The organism is Microbacterium sp. GXS0129 (assembly GCF_044769785.1).
GTDB classification, from domain to species: Bacteria; Actinomycetota; Actinomycetes; order Actinomycetales; family Microbacteriaceae; genus Microbacterium; species Microbacterium nymphoidis.
This window is the reverse complement of record NZ_JBIZVZ010000007.1, coordinates 25,780-41,526: the sequence shown is the minus strand read 5'-3', so window position 1 is coordinate 41,526 and position 15,747 is coordinate 25,780. Positions and strand designations below refer to the sequence as shown.

Genomic DNA, 15,747 nt, shown 5'->3' with positions numbered 1-15,747 from the left:
TGTGAGCGACGCGAATCAGCCGCAGTACGACCCGACGACCGGCTTCGGATCGGATACCCCGGTGCCGCCCCCGGCCGCTGCCCCCTGGGGGCCCGACGCCCCCACGACTCCGGTTGCTCCGCCGACAGCACCAACGTACGGTTCCGCACCGGCGTATGGTGCCCCACCGATCCCCGGCGCCGTCTCTCCGGGCCCGGTCGACGCTTATGGAGCGCCGGCTGCTCCCCCTTACCCGGGCGCACCGGCGTATGCAACGACGCCTGCACCGTCGCCCGCCGCACCGCAACTCAACCCGGGCACTTCGGCACAGCCGTATGCGTCACCGTGGACGCAGCAGGTGAATGCCGCCTACGGCACCGGGCTGGATAACCCGCTGGGCCCGCGCCCGAGCACGCTCGGCACCGTCGCCCTGGTGCTGAGCCTGATCGCGACCGTGGGAGCCTCCCTCACCGCGGGCATCGCGGCGGTGCGGATCAGTCCGGCCTTTCTGGAGTTCGCTGCCAGCGGCGCGGACATCTCGGGCAGTCTCGCGTGGCTGAGCCCCGTGGCCGGATGGGAGCTCCTGGCGGAGATGTCTTTCTACGCCGGCACGGTGCTGGGCATCCTCGCCATCGTGCTGGGATTCGTGGCCGCGGCGCAGCGACGTGGACGGGGACGGGGCATCTGGGCGATCGTCCTCGGTTTCCTCGGGCTACCGGTCTTCTCCGGTGCGGTCGTCCTGGGCCTGGTCATCGGCGCGACACTCTGAGGTCCGCAGCCACGGTGTCAATCGGCCACGGTGTCAATCAGCCGCGGTGTCAGTCCCGCGGAGCGTGAAAGCGCTGCTGCGCCGCGAGCAGGCCCTCGTCCACCGTCATCTCCACGGCGTCCGCGGCATCGGCGATCAGCATCGCCAGTTCCTGGCGCTGCGACGCAGGGAAGGGTGACAGCACCCAGTCCGCGGGATCCTGCCGCCCGGGCGGACGACCGATGCCCACGCGCACGCGCGGGAACTCGGGGGTGCCGAGCGCCTTCGCGACGTCCCGGACGCCGTTGTGCCCACCGTGGCCGCCGCCGACCTTCAGCTTCACGGAATCGAACGGGATGTCCAGTTCGTCGTGGATGATCACCACATGATCGGGCGCGATGCCGTAGAACTTCGCGAGCGAGGAGACCGGACCCCCCGAGACGTTCATGAAGGAGTTCGGCTTGGCCAGGATGAGCTTCGCCGCTCCGGGACGCAGCCAGGTCTCCGAGACGCGTGCACCGGCCTTGTGAGAGCTGAAGCGCTCGCTGCGGCGGGCGGCCAGCTCATCGATCACCATCTGCCCCACGTTGTGACGGGTCGCCTCATACTGCGGTCCCGGATTCCCGAGCCCGACGATCAGCCAGGTATCGGCCATGTTCCCTCCCGAAGAAAGCGCAGCAACAGTCTCTCAGCACCGTGACGGTGACCGGAGACGACGAAGGGGGCACGCCGAGCGCACCCCCTTCGCGAAGATCCGGATTACTCGGCGGACTGCTCCGTGGCCTCGGCCGCGTCGGCCTCGGCGATCTCCTCGGCTGCGACGTCGGTGGCGACCGGGATCGCGACAGCGACGATCAGCGTCTCCGGGTCGGCGGCCAGCGACGCGCCCTTCGGGAGCTTCAGGTCGGCAGCCGTGATGTGGGTACCGTCCTCGAGGCCCTCGACGGAGACCTCGACGTGCTCGGGGATGTGGGTGGCCTCGACCTCGAGCGCGATGGTGACCGCGTCCAGGTTGGCCAGCGTGCCGGGAGCGGACTCACCGACGAGCACGACGGGAACGTCGACGGCGATCTTCTCGCCCTTCTTCACCACGAGCAGGTCGATGTGCTCGATGATCTGGCGCACCGGGTCCTTCTGCACGTCCTTGACCAGGGTCAGCTGGTCCTTGCCGTCGACCGACAGGTCGAGCAGGGCGTTGGCCTTACGGATGATGAGGCTGACCTGGTGGCCGGGCAGGGCGACGTGCACCGGCTCGGTGCCGTGACCGTAGATGACGGCGGGGATCTGGCCGGCCGCACGCAGACGGCGGGCGAAACCCTTGCCGAAGTTGGTGCGGAGCTCCGCGATGACCTTGTTGTCGTCAGACATAGTGGTTCTCCTTCAAGCACACGGAATCGTGTGGTGGTCTGTGTTGGAGCCTCGACACGGGGGAAGCGAGCGTGGAGGCGTCCCGGAAGGGCCACTCACCACGTCGATCACGGACGCACGAATGCGTCCCTCGCCGAGGCCGATTCACCATCTTACCCGACGAGCCGGTAGCGTGGAACCACACCGAACCTGGAGGAGTGCGCATGACTGCCGCTGACGTCACCCACATCATCTTCTGGGCGATTCTCGCTCTGACCGGCCTCGGCACGGTGGGCGCGATCGGTGCCATGTTCTCCATGGGCCGCTCGGGCTACCGCAAAGACTGATGACAAACGCCACAGGCCGCCGTCGATGACGGCGGCCTGTGGCGTTTGTGCGTCACTGCACGCCGGAGCGGAGATCTCGCACGACGCGTTCGATCACCATGTCCAGGGGGTCGGCGATGTCCACCACACTCGCGTGCTCGTCTACGTCGGGACGCTCCAGGGTGTCCAGCTGCGACTGCAGCAACGCGGGCGGCATGAAGTGACCGGTGCGCGCCGCCGCCCGCTCGGCGAGCAGCTCTGCCGAGCCGTCCAGCAGCACGAAGTGCACGTGCGGCGCCGCCGCCCGGATCCGATCGCGATAGACGCGGCGCAGCGCGCTGCACGCGATCACCACGCCAGCACCGGCGTGAGCGGCGAAGGTCTCCCCCACCACGTCCAGCCAGGGCCACCGATCGTCATCGGTGAGCGGTGTCCCCGCGGCCATCTTGCGACGGTTCGCCTCCGGATGCAGGTCATCGCCATCGATGAAGGGAACGCCGAGCTCGGTCGCCAGGCGGGCGCCCACGGTCGACTTCCCCGATGCGGACACCCCCATCACGCACACCTGCGGATTCGTCACCAGTCGTGCACCGTCCCATCGGCCAGTCGGTTGAACGGCAGGTAGGCCTGCTCGTACGGGTACTTGCCCGCCTCGTCCTGGTTCAGCTCGACGCCGAGGCCGGGCCGGTCGCCGGGGTGGAGCAGGCCGTCCTGCCACGTGAACGACTGCTCGAACACCTGGTCGGTGGCCTCGGAATGCTGCATGTACTCCTGGATGCCGAAGTTGTGGATCGCCAGTCCCAGGTGCATCTGCGCAGCCATGCCGACCGGGGAGATATCGGTGGGGCCGTGGAAGCCCGACTTGATCTGGTACATCGCCGCGTAGTCGACCGTCTTCTTGAGGGGGCTGATACCGCCCATGTGAGTGACGGCACCTCGAACATAGTCGATGAGCTGATCGCGGATGAGGTCCTTGAAGTCCCACACCGTGTTGAAGATCTCCCCAATGGCCAGCGGCGTCGTGGTGTGCTGGCGCACGAGCCGGAGTGCCTCCTGGTTCTCCGCCGGCGTGCAGTCCTCCAGCCAGAACAGGTCGTACGGCTCCAGGGATTTGCCGAGCTTGGCGGCCTGGATCGGCGTCATCCGGTGGTGCCCGTCGTGCAGGAGCGGCAGGTCCGGTCCGAACTCGTTGCGGACGGCCTCGAACACGCCGGGCAGGTGACGAAGGTACGCGCGCGTATCCCAGTCCTCCTCCACCGGCTTCGCCCCGCGTCGGGCCGGCTCGTGGTCGTAGCGGGCATCCCCGCCGCCTGCGTCCGCCGACTGCGATGCGATCCCGTAGATGGCTTTCAGGCCCGGTACGCCGGTCTGCACGCGGATCGCGCGATAGCCCTGTTCCTGGTGAGCGCGGATCGAGTCGAACAGCTCGGGGATGTCGGTGCCGGATGCGTGCCCGTAGGCGAGCAGACCCCGGCGGCTGGCCCCTCCCAGCAACTGATACAGCGGCAGCCCGGCGGATTTGGCCTTGATGTCCCAGAGCGCCATGTCCACGGCGGCGATTGCGGCCATGGTCACGGGACCACGGCGCCAGTAGGCGCTGCGGTACAGGAACTGCCAGGTGTCCTCGATGCGATGAGCGTCGATCCCCTGCAGCAGCGGCACCACGTGCTCGGTGAGGTACGCGACCACGGCCAGTTCACGACCGTTGAGGGTCGCGTCTCCGAGACCCGTGATCCCGTCGTCGGTGGTGAGCTTCAGGGTCACGAAGTTGCGGCCCGGGCTGGTGACGATCACTTCGGCGCGATCGATGATCATGTCAGTCTCCTTCTGCTGCGAAACGGCGCAGCACCTCGGTTCGTTGTGACGCTGCCGGCAGCGCCCGCAGGTCGTTCGCGAGCGCCGCGGCGGCGGCATCGGGCGGGGCGAGCTCCACGATCGAGCGGACCCAGGTGTCGATCGCGAAGAGCTGGGCTGCTCCCGCGGTCAGGCCCGCGCGTTCCCGGGCGCGCAACGGCGCCAGCAGACGAGGGCCGATCTTGTGCTCGCTCCCCCGCGCGATCTGTTCCAGCCGGTGAGAGATGCGCGGGTTGTCGAAGCGGGTGCGAAGCTCCTCCAGCCAGGCATCGATGTCGTCGGCGTCCAGGTCGATGATCACCCGCTGCTCGGCCCACAGCGCCTCGGTCTCGGCGCGCAGCACCGGATCGGCGAAGGCCTGGTCGACCGTCTCATAGCCCGCAAGCCGTCCGGCTGCGGCAAGGTGGGTGTGGCCGGCGTTGAGCAGCCACAGCTTGCGCTCCTCGTACGGCGTGACGTCGGCGGTCAGCACGGCGCCGGCGATCTCCCAGGCCGGGCGGCCCGCGGCGAAGGCGTCGGCGATGACCCATTCGGAGAACGGCTCGCAGACGACGGGAACCCGGTCGTCCTCACCGGTGAGCGTCTGAACGGCCCGCACGTCGTCGGCGGTGACGGCCGGAGTGATCCGATCCACCACCGTGTCGACGAACGCGATGTTCTCGGCGATCCATCCTGCGTCATCGCCCGCCGCTGCCAGCACCGCGGCCCGCAGCGCAGTGCCGTTGCCCAGCAGGTTGTCGCAGCTGACCACGCTCAGCGGCCCGCCCCCGGCCCGGCGCCGGGCCGCCAGTCCTGCGGCGATGCGCGCGGGCGGCTGTGCACCGGAGCGGTATCCGGCTTCCGTGACCGTGACGGTGAGCACCTCGACGTCGCCGCTCGCGATCGTCGCGACCCACGTGTCATCGCCCGCGACTCCCGTTGCCGTGATCGACTCGATGATCGTCGCAGCATCACCGTCGGCCGAGCGCTCCAGCAGGGTGTACACGCCGTCCTGCGCCTTCAGCGCGTCGGCGAGCTCGCGGGAGCGGGATCCGAACGAGGCGATGCCCCATCCGTCGTCCGCAGCCGCATCGTTCGTCCGCTGCGTGTACCAGGCCTGATGGGAGCGGTGAAAGGCGCCGAGTCCGAGATGTGCCACGCGGACGGGCGGACGACCGCTGTGCGCCCTCATACGGCATCGACGGGTGCGTCACGCAGCTCGTGAAACAGTGCCAGCGCATCGCGCAGACGCTCTTCCAGCGGAAGCTGTGTCGTGAAGTCCTCCAGCGTGACCCATCCGTCGTAGCCGAACTCCCGCAGTGCCCGGAAGTAGTCGGGAACGCTGGCCTGACCGCCCCGCAGTGAGGCCCATTCCGGCGCCCACCGCACGTCGCCGTGGGGCCCGACCTCACCGGTGGGCTTCCACACCGCGTTCTTCACGTGGACGTGCGCGAGGTGATCGCCGAGGATCGACAGCGCGGCGCGGGTGAGCTCGTTGCCCTCGATGATCAGGTTGCCGAGATCGTGGATCACACCGATGTGCGCAGGATCGAACCGGTCGATGATCCGCATCGCGGCCGACGCCGAGGGGGTGATGGTCCGGTGGTGCAGCTCGATCAGGACCTTCACGCCCAGTTCCGCCGCCAGGGCCGTGTGATCGCTCAGCTCGCCGCGGGTGCGATCGGCGACGACACGGTAGTCCGCGACGTCGTTGGAAGGCATGGTGACCCGCACCTGCCCGGCACCGAGCGTCGCGGTGGCGCGCAGCATACGCTCGACATCGGCGGCGTTCGACGACTGCGCATAGCCGCCGAGGCCGCTCATCGCCAATCCCGATTCCGCGGTGATCCGGGCGATGTCGGGCAGCGAGTCCTCCAGGCCGGTGAGCGGCCAGGTGGAGCGGTTACCCGCCCAGAATCCGGGAGGCGTGGCATCCTCCTGGTCGGTGATGCGCCATTCGATACCGTCCCAGCCCTGGGCGGCGATGTTTCGCGCCGCCTCCTGCGGAGTCCAGTCCGGCGTCGATGCGGTGAAGACCGAGAACCTCATGCGATCACCCCTCCCGTACGCACGCCGGCATCGCTCAGTTCGCCGCTGAGGATCGCGTCGATGCGTACCGGCTCTCCGCTGGTCGCCGAGACGTACATTGCGCGGACGACGGCCAGCGACAGCAGGGCCTCTGGGACGCCGACGCGGGGCGCGCGCTCCTCCCGGATCGCCGCGAGGACGTCCCGGTACTGGCGGGCGTGGGCCTCGGCGAAGCTCGCGGGCCCCTTGTCGTCGCCGACGCGCTCGCCCTCGGGCACCACATCGGCGCTGCGCTCGCGCTCGTCGCCGTCGACGTAGAAGGCACCCAGCTGATCGTCCTCGACCGTGCCGGATCCGGCTGATCCGTAGACCGCGACGCGCACGGGAGCATGCGGGAAGGCGGCCGTGGTGGCGTGGAAGACTGCGAGAGCACCCGACTCGAAGCGGAGGGTGGCCGTCGCGACGTCCTCGATCTCGATGCGCTCGTGGGCGAGCAGGCCGGTCTGGGCGAAGATCTCCACCGGACGTCCCAGGAACCACACCAGCAGATCCACCGTGTGCACGCCCTGGTTCATGACCGCGCCGCCGCCATCCAGAGCCCATGTCCCCCGCCAGGCGCCGGAGTCGTAGTACTCCTGCGACCGCCACCACGGAACGCTGGCCACGGCGCTGGTCACGCGGCCGAACCGGCCGGAGTGGGCGGCCTCGGCGACGACGACCGCGCCGGGGTCGAACCGGTGCTGGCTGATCACGGAGACGACGAGCCCGCGTTCGGCCGCCGCTTCGGCAGCACGTGCCAGACGCAGACCCCGCTCCATCGACACATCCAGCGGCTTCTCGAGCACGACGTGGGTGCCGCGGGCGAGAGCGCGTTCGGCGAGGTCGACATGCGTGCCGCTGGGCGTGCAGATGGCCACAAGGTCGACGTCGGCCGGCAGGTCCTCGATCCGCGCGTACTCCGCCGGCCGCTGGCCGCTCTCCGCCGCGATCTGGTCCGCGAGCGCGGTCGCCATGGCGGGGACGTCGTCGACCAGTGCGGTCACGCGCAGCCCCTCGACGCGGGCGATCGCCTGAGCGTGGTTGACGCCGATGATGCCGCAGCCGACGATGGCCACGGACAGGGGTGAAGGGGTGGTCATGACAGCGTGACTCCGATCCGGTCGGTGAGTGCGCGGAAGGCCCGGCCCGCGCGACCGAAGGCCGCGGGGCCCGAGAAGCCGCCCAGCGCGTTGTAGTCGGTGAGGTGAGGCTCCAGCGATGCGAACCCGGTGAAGCCGTCGTCGCGCAGCGCGGTCACGGTCTCCAGCAGTTCCCCGTCACCCTCGCCCGCGGGCACGACCACGCCGGTGGCGGCGATCGCGTCCTTCACCTGGAGGTACTCCAGATGCGGGCGGAGCATGGCGTACCCGTCGCTGAACGGGCGAACGCCCACCTGCACGAAGTTGGCGTTGTCCCAGGCCACACGCAGCCGGTCCGATCCGACCGACTCGATGACATCGAGCACGCGTTCGGGGACATCGCCGTAGATGTCCTTCTCGTTCTCGTGGACGAGGGTCACGCCCTCGCGCTCGGCGAGCGCCGCGAGTGCCGCCATCCGCACCAGCACGTCGTCGCGGATGCTCTCGGCGGTGCGGCCCTCCGCACGGAAGAAGGAGAAGATGCGGATGTAGGGCGCCTCCAGCACACGTGCCGCGGCGATCGCGCGCTCCAGCCGCGCGACCTCATGCTCCACCGGCAGGGAGACATCCACCTTGCCGATGGGCGAAGCGATCGCCGACACCCCCATGCCGCGATCCACCAGGAGCGAGCGCAGCTGCCCCAGCTGCTCATCGGAGAGGTCGACGATGTTGACGCCCCAGGCGCTTCGCACCTCGATGTGGCGGGCCCCGAGCGCCTGCAGCACGCCGATCTGCAGTACCGGGTCCGCATCGATCTCGTCGCCGAACCCCGAGAGGGTCCAGGCTGGTGACGTTTCGGTCATTTCACTCCTCCAGCGGTGAGGCCTCCGACGAGGTAGCGCTGGAACACGAGGTACAGCACGACGACGGGCGCGGCGCAGATGAGGGAGGCGGTCATCATCTGTCCGTACAGCGGAAGGGCACCGGTCTCCTGAGTGGCGCCGAATGTCTGCAGCGCCACCGCAGCGGTGCGTGAGGTGGCATTGGTCATCACCGACGCGAACAGCACGTCGTTCCAGCCCTGCAGGAAGGCGAAGATCGCGGAGACCACGATGCCGGGCCAGCTCAGCGGCAGCACGATGCGCGTGAGGATGCGGATGTTCCCGGCGCCATCCATGCGGGCGGCGTCCTCGAGCTCGCGCGGCAGGCCGCGGATGTAGGTGACGAGCACCCAGGTGGAAAACGGCAGGGCGAAGGTGAGGTAGGTCACGAACACAGCCCAGTGCGTGCCGATGGTGGGGATCCGCAGCGCTGCCGACATCGTCGAGAACACGACGAACACCGGCAGCAGCATGAGGGTGCCGGGCACCGACTGCAGACCGACGAGACCGCGGAGGATGGTGATCCGGCCGATGAAGGTGAAGCGCACAAGCACCCATGCCATCGACAGGGAGACCGCCGCGCACACGATCGCGACGGCGCCGCAGATCAGCAGGCTGTTGACGAGGCCCGTGCCGAGGTCGACGGAGGACCACACCTTGATGTAGTTGTCCAGGCGCAGCTCCCGCGGCCAGAACTCACCCGCCGCCACCGAGACGTCCGAGTTGATCGAGGCCAGCACCATGTAGAGCACGGGCCCGAGCACCAGCACACACAGCACCGTGTTGATCACGGCCAGCAGTGGCGTGGGCAGCAGGCGGGTGATGTGGGAGGAGCGGGTGGAGCGGCGCTGGCGCGGATTGACCTGCGCGATGGTCGTGGTCACACTCATGACTTCGCCTCCTCACCGGTGTCGAGACGGACAGCGCGGAGATAGATGAACAGCGGGATGGCCACCAGCGCCAGCGATGCGACCGCCATGGCCGCCGACAGCCCGAAGCGGAAGCTCTGGAAGCTCGTCATGTACGTCAGCACCGGCAGGACCTCGATGTCCTTCGGGGCCGGGATGCCGAACAGCACGAACGGCATGGTGAAGGCGTTGATGTTGTGCAGGAAGGTCAGCAGGAACGCCAGCAGGACCGATCCGCGCAGGTAGGGCAGGATGACGCGACGAAGCTTGATGCCCCAGCCGGCCCCGTCAATGGCCGCGGCCTCGTGGACCTCGGGATCCACCGCCTGCAGGCCGGCAAGGGTCAGCAGGTAGATGAACGGCCAGCTCACCCAGAGCTGCGCGATGACCAGCGTCCAGTAGCTCAGCGGACCGTTCAGCCACAGTCCCGGCTGCACCCCGATCAGGTTGAACATGTGATCCACCGCGCCCGCGGGCTGGAACATCGTGCGGAACACGCTGGCCACCACGAATGCGGGCAGGATGTAGGGGATCAGATAGACCGAGCGCACCAGACCGCGACCGCGGAACGCATTCTGGGTGGCGAGGGCGGCGAGCACCCCGATGGGTACGCTCAGCACCGAGACGATGAGGGCCACGCTCGCGCTGATGGCGATGCCGTGCAGAAGCGGAGACGACGTGACCGCCTCGACGAAGTTCCTGATCCCGATGAACGGGGCCGCCGTCCACTGCCGGATCGTGTACTGATCCAGATCGAGCAGGCTGATCCAGAAGGCGATCGCCAGGGGGACCAGGATCACCAGCACCATCAGCAGTCCGCCCGGAGTCAGCATCCAGAGCGGACGGGGGCGCTCCGCCGGCGGCACCTGCGAACGGCGCACGCGCCCGATCGATCCGCGGCGCGGGGAGACGGTGACGGCGGCCGCCGTGTCGGCAGGGCTCTCCCCTGCCGACACGGGTGTCGCCGACGTATCGGAGACGGGATTCATCGCGGGTCGCTCACTTGGCCTTGTCCAGCGATGACTGCGCCGCGGAGTTCGCCTCCGCGATCGCGGCGTCGATGTCCGATGCGGCCAGCCCGCCGGACTGCAGCTTCGGCAGCGCCTGGACCACGACGTTCGTGAGGGCGAGCTGGGTGTCACCCCACGCTCCCGTGAAGGGGGTGCCGACCGACTTGGCGGCGGCATCCAGGAGCGGCGCGAGGGTGGGGTTGTCCTTCTGCACCTGCTCGGCGGCAGCCACCGTGGTGGGCATCTCGCCGAAGGTGGCGAAGTACTCCAGCTGGGCCTCCGGCTCGGTGAGGATGCGGATCAGCTCGAAGGCCAGATCCTGGTTCTGGGAGTAGTTGGCAACCACCCAGTTGTCACCGGAGAGAATGCTGGCGGCCTCCACGCCGTCGGCTGGACGGGTCGTCTGCCCGGGCGGAACGGTGGGAAGCACCGCGTAGGCATAGCTGTCCTTGACGGCGGAGGCGTCCAGCGCCACCTTCGAGCTGGCCGAGACCATGGGAAGGAACGCAGCCTTGCCGTCCGCGAAGGCGGCAACGGCGTTGGAGTTCTTCCAGCCGATCGATGCCGGATCCACCGAGCCGTCGGTGAACCAGCCGAAGTAGGTCGCGTACGCGGCTGCCACAGCGGGGTCGTCGATGGTGGCCTTCTTGTCCTTCAGATCCAGGATCGGGTTGCCCGCCTGCTCGGCCATCCCCCAGATGAACTTCCACGGGTCGTAGCCGTCGGCATATCCGACCGCCAGTCCGTAGACGCCGTTGCCGGTGAGCTTCTTGGCATCCGCCGTGAGGTCGTCCCACGTGGTGGGCGGTTCGGTGATGCCGGCCGCAGCGAGCAGTTCGGTGTTGTACGCCATCACGAACGGACGGCTGGCGAAGGGGATCCCCACCTCCTCGGATTCGCTCGGGCCGGAGATGCCCAGGAGCGAGCTGACGAACTTGTCCCGGCCGCCGAGCTTCTCCCACTCGGCGTCACCGAGGGTGACGAAGGCACCGGTCGAGAAGGCGGTGGGGGTGAACGTCGTACCGAGGCCGTAGATGTCCGGGCCCTGACCGCTGAGCACGGAGGTCTGGATCTTCGTCAGCTCGTCGTTCGCGGAGGCGAAGGTCTCGAATGCCACCTTCGCGCCGGTCGCCTCCTCGAACTTGTCGCTGACGGACTGGAACCACGCCTTCTGCTCCTCGGGGTACAGACCGTTTGCACCGACCAGGACGTTGAGCGTCTTGCCGGTGCCGTCGATCGTGGTGCCGGACGTCGCGGAGTCCCCGCCTGCGCCGCCGGACGTGTTCGGATCACTGGATCCACTGCAGCCGGCGAGCGCGAGCGATGCGATCGCGAGGGCTGCGATCCCGGTCACCGTGTGCCGCAGAACATGCCGTTCTTTCATCGGAACTCTCCCTTGAGTGTGCGAGTGCTGTGCCCTCACAGTACGAACATGGCAAGCATGCCGCAAGCGCTTGCCACACTTTGCCACCGTGTGGTTATGTGTTCGCATGCCCACCGAATCCGCCGGCCAGCGTGGCCCGCGCGCGACCCTCGCCGACGTCGCCGCGGCCGCCGGCGTCAACCCTTCGACGGTGTCCCGTGCCCTCGCGACACCCGGACGCGGCAATCCGGAGACCCGCGAGAGGATCATCCGGATCGCCGAGGAGCTCAACTACACGCCGAGCCCCTCGGGACGTGCTCTCGCCTCCGGGCGCACCGGCGCCGTCGCGGTGCTGGTGTCGGATGTGACGAACCCGTTCTACTTCGGCATCATCCGCGGTGCCCAGCATGAGCTGCGCACCGCGGGGTACTCGCAACTGCTCGTGCACACAGAAGAGGATCCGAGCATCGAGGAGAGCACGCTCGTGCGAATGCGCGGCTCGTTCGACGGCGCGATCCTCTCCGCTCCCCGCCTGTCCGACGCGCGTCTGGCCGAACTCGCCGCCGAGATTCCGCTCGTGGTCATCAACCGTCCCACAGCGGGGGTGCCGTCGGTGTTCATCGACACCCCGCGTGGATTCGAGCAGTCGGTGGAGCATCTGGTCTCCCTCGGCCACCGGCGCATCTGCTACGCCGCAGGTCCCACCAACAGCTGGGCCAGCGACATCCGGTGGCGGGCGGTGCGAGCGAGCGGAGAACGGCTCGGCATCGAGACCATCCGCATCGGGCCGTTCGAACCTCGCACCCGCTTCGGCGGCGCTGCCGCCGACGCCGCCCTGAACACGGGCGCGACGGCGTGCGTCGCCTTCAACGACCTGCTCGCCATCGGGATGCTCTCGCGGTTCGCCGAACGCGGCGTCCGCGTCCCCGAGGACATGAGCATCGTGGGCTGCGACGACATCTTCGGCGCCGACTTCTGCTCCCCGCCGCTCACCACGCTCACGGCGCCGATCGAGCGGGCGGGCCGCGTCGCCGTGTCGATGCTCATGGAGATGATCTCCCCCACCGCTCCTCAGGTCCCCGCGCGCACCGGTGTCCTGCTGGCCACACACCTCACCATTCGTTCCTCGACCGGCCCGTACTCCCCATCCGAACAACCCACCCCGTCTGGAGCGTCATGACAACGCTGTCCCCGCACCCCGACCGCCTCTTCCCCGCGGACACCGCAACGCGTGAGCTTGCGCGCAGACTCTACGAGTCCGTCCAGGCCGCGCCGATCCTCTCCCCCCACGGCCACGTCGATGCTGCCCTGCTCGCCGAGGACGAGCCCTTCCCCGACCCCGCGACGCTGCTCATCACCCCCGACCACTACGTCCTGCGCCTGTTGCACGCGACCGGGACCTCGCTCGATGCACTGGGGCGGGGGCCGTCTCCGGCTGATCCGCGCGAGGTCTGGCGAGCGTTCTGCAGCAACTGGGACGTGTTCCTGGCCACGCCCGTGCGCTTCTGGTTCGAGAGCACCTTCGCAGATCTCTTCGGCATCGATGAGCAGCCTTCCGCCGCGAATGCCGACGAACTGTACGACCACATCGATGCCCTGCTGCGCACCGAGGAGTTCCGCCCCCGAGCGCTGTTCTCACGGTTCAACATCGAGGTGCTGGCGACCACCGACGATCCGGCGGACGACCTCGCCGCCCACGCCCGCCTCGCTGCGGACCCGACCTTCACGGGCCGGGTCCTGCCCACCTTCCGGGCAGACCGCTACATGACGCCCACCGCGTCCGGATGGACCGAGTCGCTTGATCGCCTGAGCGCCAGCGCCGGCATCGCCTGCGACACGCACGCCGGATTGCTCTCCGCGCTGCGCGCGCGCCGGGAGGCCTTCCGGGCGGCGGGCGCAACGGCCACCGACACCGGCGTCGCCGATGCCGGCTCCGAGCCGCTGAGCGACACCGAGGCCGAGCGCATCCATGCCGCCGCCCTGCGCGGCCAAGCCACCGAGGCCGAGGGTGTCGCCTACCGGCGCACCATGCTGTACCGGCTGGCCGAGATGGCGGCCGAGGACGGCCTGGTCATGCAGCTGCATCCGAGCGTGATCCGCAACCACCACGCGCCCACGCTGCGCCGGTTTGGCCCGGACACCGGCCACGACCTGCCCGACGTGGCGTCCTACACCCGTCCGCTCACTCCGATCCTGCGCGACTTCGGCACCTCGGAGACGTTCCGGCTGGTGCTGTTCACCGTCGATGAGACGTCCTTCAGCCGGGAGATCGCACCGCTCGCCGGGTTCTACCCGAGCGTCTACGCGGGCGCCCCGTGGTGGTTCATCGATACCCCCGACGCGATCCTGCGCTACCGACGCGCCGTCACCGACAGCGCTGGTTTCACGAAGACCAGCGGGTTCATCGACGACACGCGCGCGTTCTGCTCGATCCCGGCGCGTCACGACATGTCGCGTCGCGTGGACGCGCGGTATCTCGCCGAGCTCGTCGTGGAGCACCGCCTCGACGAGGAGAGCGCGTTCGCCGTGGCGCACCGCCTGGTCGACGACATCCCGCGCCAGACCTTCCGCCTGTGACAGGCGGCCGTCACATCGCCGGGTCCGCACCGGCGAGCGCGGTAGCCTGAAAATCCACCTCTCACGTCTGGAGCAATCGCGTGTCTGAAACCACTCCTCGTGCCAACATCGGCGTCGTCGGCCTGGCCGTCATGGGATCGAACCTCGCCCGGAACCTCGCCAGCCGCGAGGGCAACACCGTCGCCGTGTTCAACCGCAGCTACGAGAAGACCGCCGATCTCATCGAGACGCACCCGGAGGCCGGATTCATCCCGGCGAAGGACTACGCCGAGTTCGCGGCTTCGCTGCAGACCCCGCGCACCGCGATCATCATGGTCAAGGCCGGCCGGCCCACCGACGCCGTGATCGAGTCGCTGCTCGAGGTGTTCGAGCCGGGTGACATCATCATCGACGGCGGCAACGCGCTGTTCACCGACACCATCCGCCGCGAGCACGCCGTGCGGGAGACGGGTGTCCACTTCGTGGGCATGGGCGTCTCCGGCGGTGAGGAGGGCGCGCTGAAGGGCCCGTCCCTCATGCCGGGCGGCTCGGACGAGTCGTGGGTCACCCTCGGCCCGATCCTGCGCTCCATCGCCGCCGTCGCCGAGGGCGAGCCCTGCGTCACGCACGTGGGTCACGACGGCGCCGGCCACTTCGTCAAGATGGTGCACAACGGCATCGAGTACGCCGACATGCAGCTCATCGCCGAGGCTTACGATCTGATCCGTCGTGGCACCGGCAAGACCCCGGCCGAGATCGCGGATGTGTTCGCCGAGTGGAACACCGGCGAGCTGGAGAGCTACCTCATCGAGATCACGGCAGAGGTGCTGCGCCAGGTCGACGCCGCCACCGGTCAGCCGCTCGTCGACGTGATCGTGGACGAGGCCGGTGCCAAGGGAACCGGCGCATGGACCGTGCAGACGGCCCTGAACCTGGGGACGCCCGTGTCGGGCATCGCCGAGGCGACGTTCGCGCGCTCGCTCTCCTCGCACCGCGAGCAGCGGGACGTCGCCGGCGTGCTGCCGAGTTCGGCCGTGCCGCTGTCGATCGACGACGCCGACGCGTTCATCGAGGACGTCCGCCTGGCGCTGTACGCCTCGAAGATCGTGGCCTACTCGCAGGGCTTCGACGAGATCCGCGCGGGTGCGGCCGAGTACGACTGGAACATCGACCTCGGCGAGATCGCCAAGATCTGGCGTGGCGGCTGCATCATCCGCGCGCAGTTCCTGAACCGCATCACCGACGCCTACCGCTCCGGCGAGGACCTGCCGGTGCTGATGGCGGCGCCGTACTTCGTGGAGGCTCTCGAGCGCGCACAGCAGGCGTGGCGCCGCGTGGTGGTGGCGGCGGCCCAGTCCGGCATCCCGGCACCTGCCTTCTCCTCCTCGCTGGCGTACTACGACGGCCTGCGCGCCGAGCGTCTCCCCGCCGCACTGATCCAGGGTCAGCGGGACTTCTTCGGTGCCCACACCTACCGTCGCACCGACAAGCCCGGCACGTTCCACACGCTGTGGTCCGCCGATCGCTCCGAGATCGAGGCCGAAGACACGCACTGATCCGCGGCCGCCTCCGCGAGAGATCCCGCAAGTCCGAGAAGCCCCGCCAACGCGGGCTTCTCGGACTTGTTCCGGTTTCGGGCGTTGTGTGGCG

General features: G+C 68.9%; 16 protein-coding genes. 5 read left to right on the top strand and 11 right to left on the bottom strand.

The features are described from left to right. Nucleotide 1: 1 nt before the first annotated feature. Nucleotides 2-748, top strand: coding sequence for a hypothetical protein (locus ACIQJ5_RS16975; protein ID WP_402845537.1), 747 nt, complete (start codon nt 2-4; stop codon nt 746-748). Between the two features lie 49 nt (nt 749-797). Here ACIQJ5_RS16975 and pth read toward each other — a convergent pair whose 3' ends face one another. Further along, nucleotides 798-1,382, bottom strand: coding sequence for an aminoacyl-tRNA hydrolase (gene pth, locus ACIQJ5_RS16970; RefSeq protein ID WP_231092345.1), 585 nt, complete (start codon nt 1,380-1,382; stop codon nt 798-800). A gap of 104 nt (nt 1,383-1,486) precedes the next feature. Continuing rightward, nucleotides 1,487-2,095 carry a 50S ribosomal protein L25/general stress protein Ctc gene (locus tag ACIQJ5_RS16965; protein WP_231092344.1) on the bottom strand — a complete coding sequence of 203 codons (609 nt, stop codon included), beginning with the start codon at nt 2,093-2,095 and terminating at the stop codon, nt 1,487-1,489. A 203-nt stretch (nt 2,096-2,298) separates the two neighbouring features. Between ACIQJ5_RS16965 and ACIQJ5_RS16960 the strand changes: the two genes are divergently transcribed. Continuing rightward, nucleotides 2,299-2,421 (top strand): hypothetical protein, encoded by a 123-nt coding sequence (locus tag ACIQJ5_RS16960; protein WP_269143188.1) that lies wholly within the window; start codon nt 2,299-2,301, stop codon nt 2,419-2,421. Between the two features lie 52 nt (nt 2,422-2,473). On the opposite strand, the gene ACIQJ5_RS16955 is transcribed toward ACIQJ5_RS16960, so the two are convergent. Genes ACIQJ5_RS16955 through ACIQJ5_RS16915 form a run of 9 tightly spaced genes read right to left on the bottom strand, consistent with a single transcriptional unit; the run spans nt 2,474 to nt 11,562 of the window. Then, nucleotides 2,474-2,980, bottom strand: a complete 507-nt coding sequence (locus tag ACIQJ5_RS16955) for a gluconokinase (protein ID WP_231092343.1) — start codon at nt 2,978-2,980, stop codon at nt 2,474-2,476. Beyond that, nucleotides 2,977-4,215, bottom strand: a complete 1,239-nt coding sequence (gene manD, locus ACIQJ5_RS16950; RefSeq protein ID WP_402845534.1) for a D-mannonate dehydratase ManD — start codon at nt 4,213-4,215, stop codon at nt 2,977-2,979. The genes ACIQJ5_RS16955 and manD overlap by 4 nt, the downstream gene beginning before the upstream one ends. A gap of 1 nt (nt 4,216) precedes the next feature. Continuing rightward, complete coding sequence (locus ACIQJ5_RS16945; RefSeq protein ID WP_231092341.1) at nt 4,217-5,425, bottom strand: mannitol dehydrogenase family protein; 1,209 nt, start codon at nt 5,423-5,425, stop codon at nt 4,217-4,219. Further along, nucleotides 5,422-6,282 (bottom strand): sugar phosphate isomerase/epimerase family protein, encoded by an 861-nt coding sequence (locus tag ACIQJ5_RS16940; protein WP_402845532.1) that lies wholly within the window; start codon nt 6,280-6,282, stop codon nt 5,422-5,424. The genes ACIQJ5_RS16945 and ACIQJ5_RS16940 overlap by 4 nt, the downstream gene beginning before the upstream one ends. Next, complete coding sequence (locus tag ACIQJ5_RS16935; RefSeq protein WP_402845530.1) at nt 6,279-7,400, bottom strand: Gfo/Idh/MocA family protein; 1,122 nt, start codon at nt 7,398-7,400, stop codon at nt 6,279-6,281. Before ACIQJ5_RS16935 ends, ACIQJ5_RS16940 begins: the two co-directional genes overlap by 4 nt. Next, a complete protein-coding gene (locus ACIQJ5_RS16930; protein ID WP_231092338.1) occupies nt 7,397-8,242 on the bottom strand; it encodes a sugar phosphate isomerase/epimerase in 846 nt (281 codons plus the stop codon). The genes ACIQJ5_RS16935 and ACIQJ5_RS16930 overlap by 4 nt, the downstream gene beginning before the upstream one ends. Beyond that, nucleotides 8,239-9,150, bottom strand: a complete 912-nt coding sequence (locus ACIQJ5_RS16925) for a carbohydrate ABC transporter permease (RefSeq protein WP_231092337.1) — start codon at nt 9,148-9,150, stop codon at nt 8,239-8,241. Before ACIQJ5_RS16925 ends, ACIQJ5_RS16930 begins: the two co-directional genes overlap by 4 nt. Beyond that, complete coding sequence (locus ACIQJ5_RS16920) at nt 9,147-10,157, bottom strand: carbohydrate ABC transporter permease (RefSeq protein ID WP_402845527.1); 1,011 nt, start codon at nt 10,155-10,157, stop codon at nt 9,147-9,149. The genes ACIQJ5_RS16925 and ACIQJ5_RS16920 overlap by 4 nt, the downstream gene beginning before the upstream one ends. 10 nt (nt 10,158-10,167) lie before the next feature. Further along, the gene (locus tag ACIQJ5_RS16915; protein ID WP_231092335.1) at nt 10,168-11,562 is read right to left on the bottom strand and encodes an extracellular solute-binding protein; all 1,395 of its coding nucleotides are present in this window, start codon (nt 11,560-11,562) and stop codon (nt 10,168-10,170) included. Nucleotides 11,563-11,668: 106 nt separating this feature from the next. On the opposite strand from ACIQJ5_RS16915, the gene ACIQJ5_RS16910 reads away from it, so the two are divergent. The 3 genes from ACIQJ5_RS16910 (at nt 11,669) to gndA (ending at nt 15,653) form a co-directional block, all read left to right on the top strand. Beyond that, complete coding sequence (locus ACIQJ5_RS16910) at nt 11,669-12,721, top strand: LacI family DNA-binding transcriptional regulator (RefSeq protein WP_231092334.1); 1,053 nt, start codon at nt 11,669-11,671, stop codon at nt 12,719-12,721. Then, nucleotides 12,718-14,118: a glucuronate isomerase gene (uxaC, locus tag ACIQJ5_RS16905; RefSeq protein WP_402845525.1), complete on the top strand. Its 1,401-nt coding sequence runs from the start codon at nt 12,718-12,720 to the stop codon at nt 14,116-14,118. The genes ACIQJ5_RS16910 and uxaC overlap by 4 nt, the downstream gene beginning before the upstream one ends. Before the next feature lie 80 nt (nt 14,119-14,198). After that, complete coding sequence (gene gndA / locus ACIQJ5_RS16900; protein WP_308071022.1) at nt 14,199-15,653, top strand: NADP-dependent phosphogluconate dehydrogenase; 1,455 nt, start codon at nt 14,199-14,201, stop codon at nt 15,651-15,653. Nucleotides 15,654-15,747 lie beyond the last annotated feature (94 nt).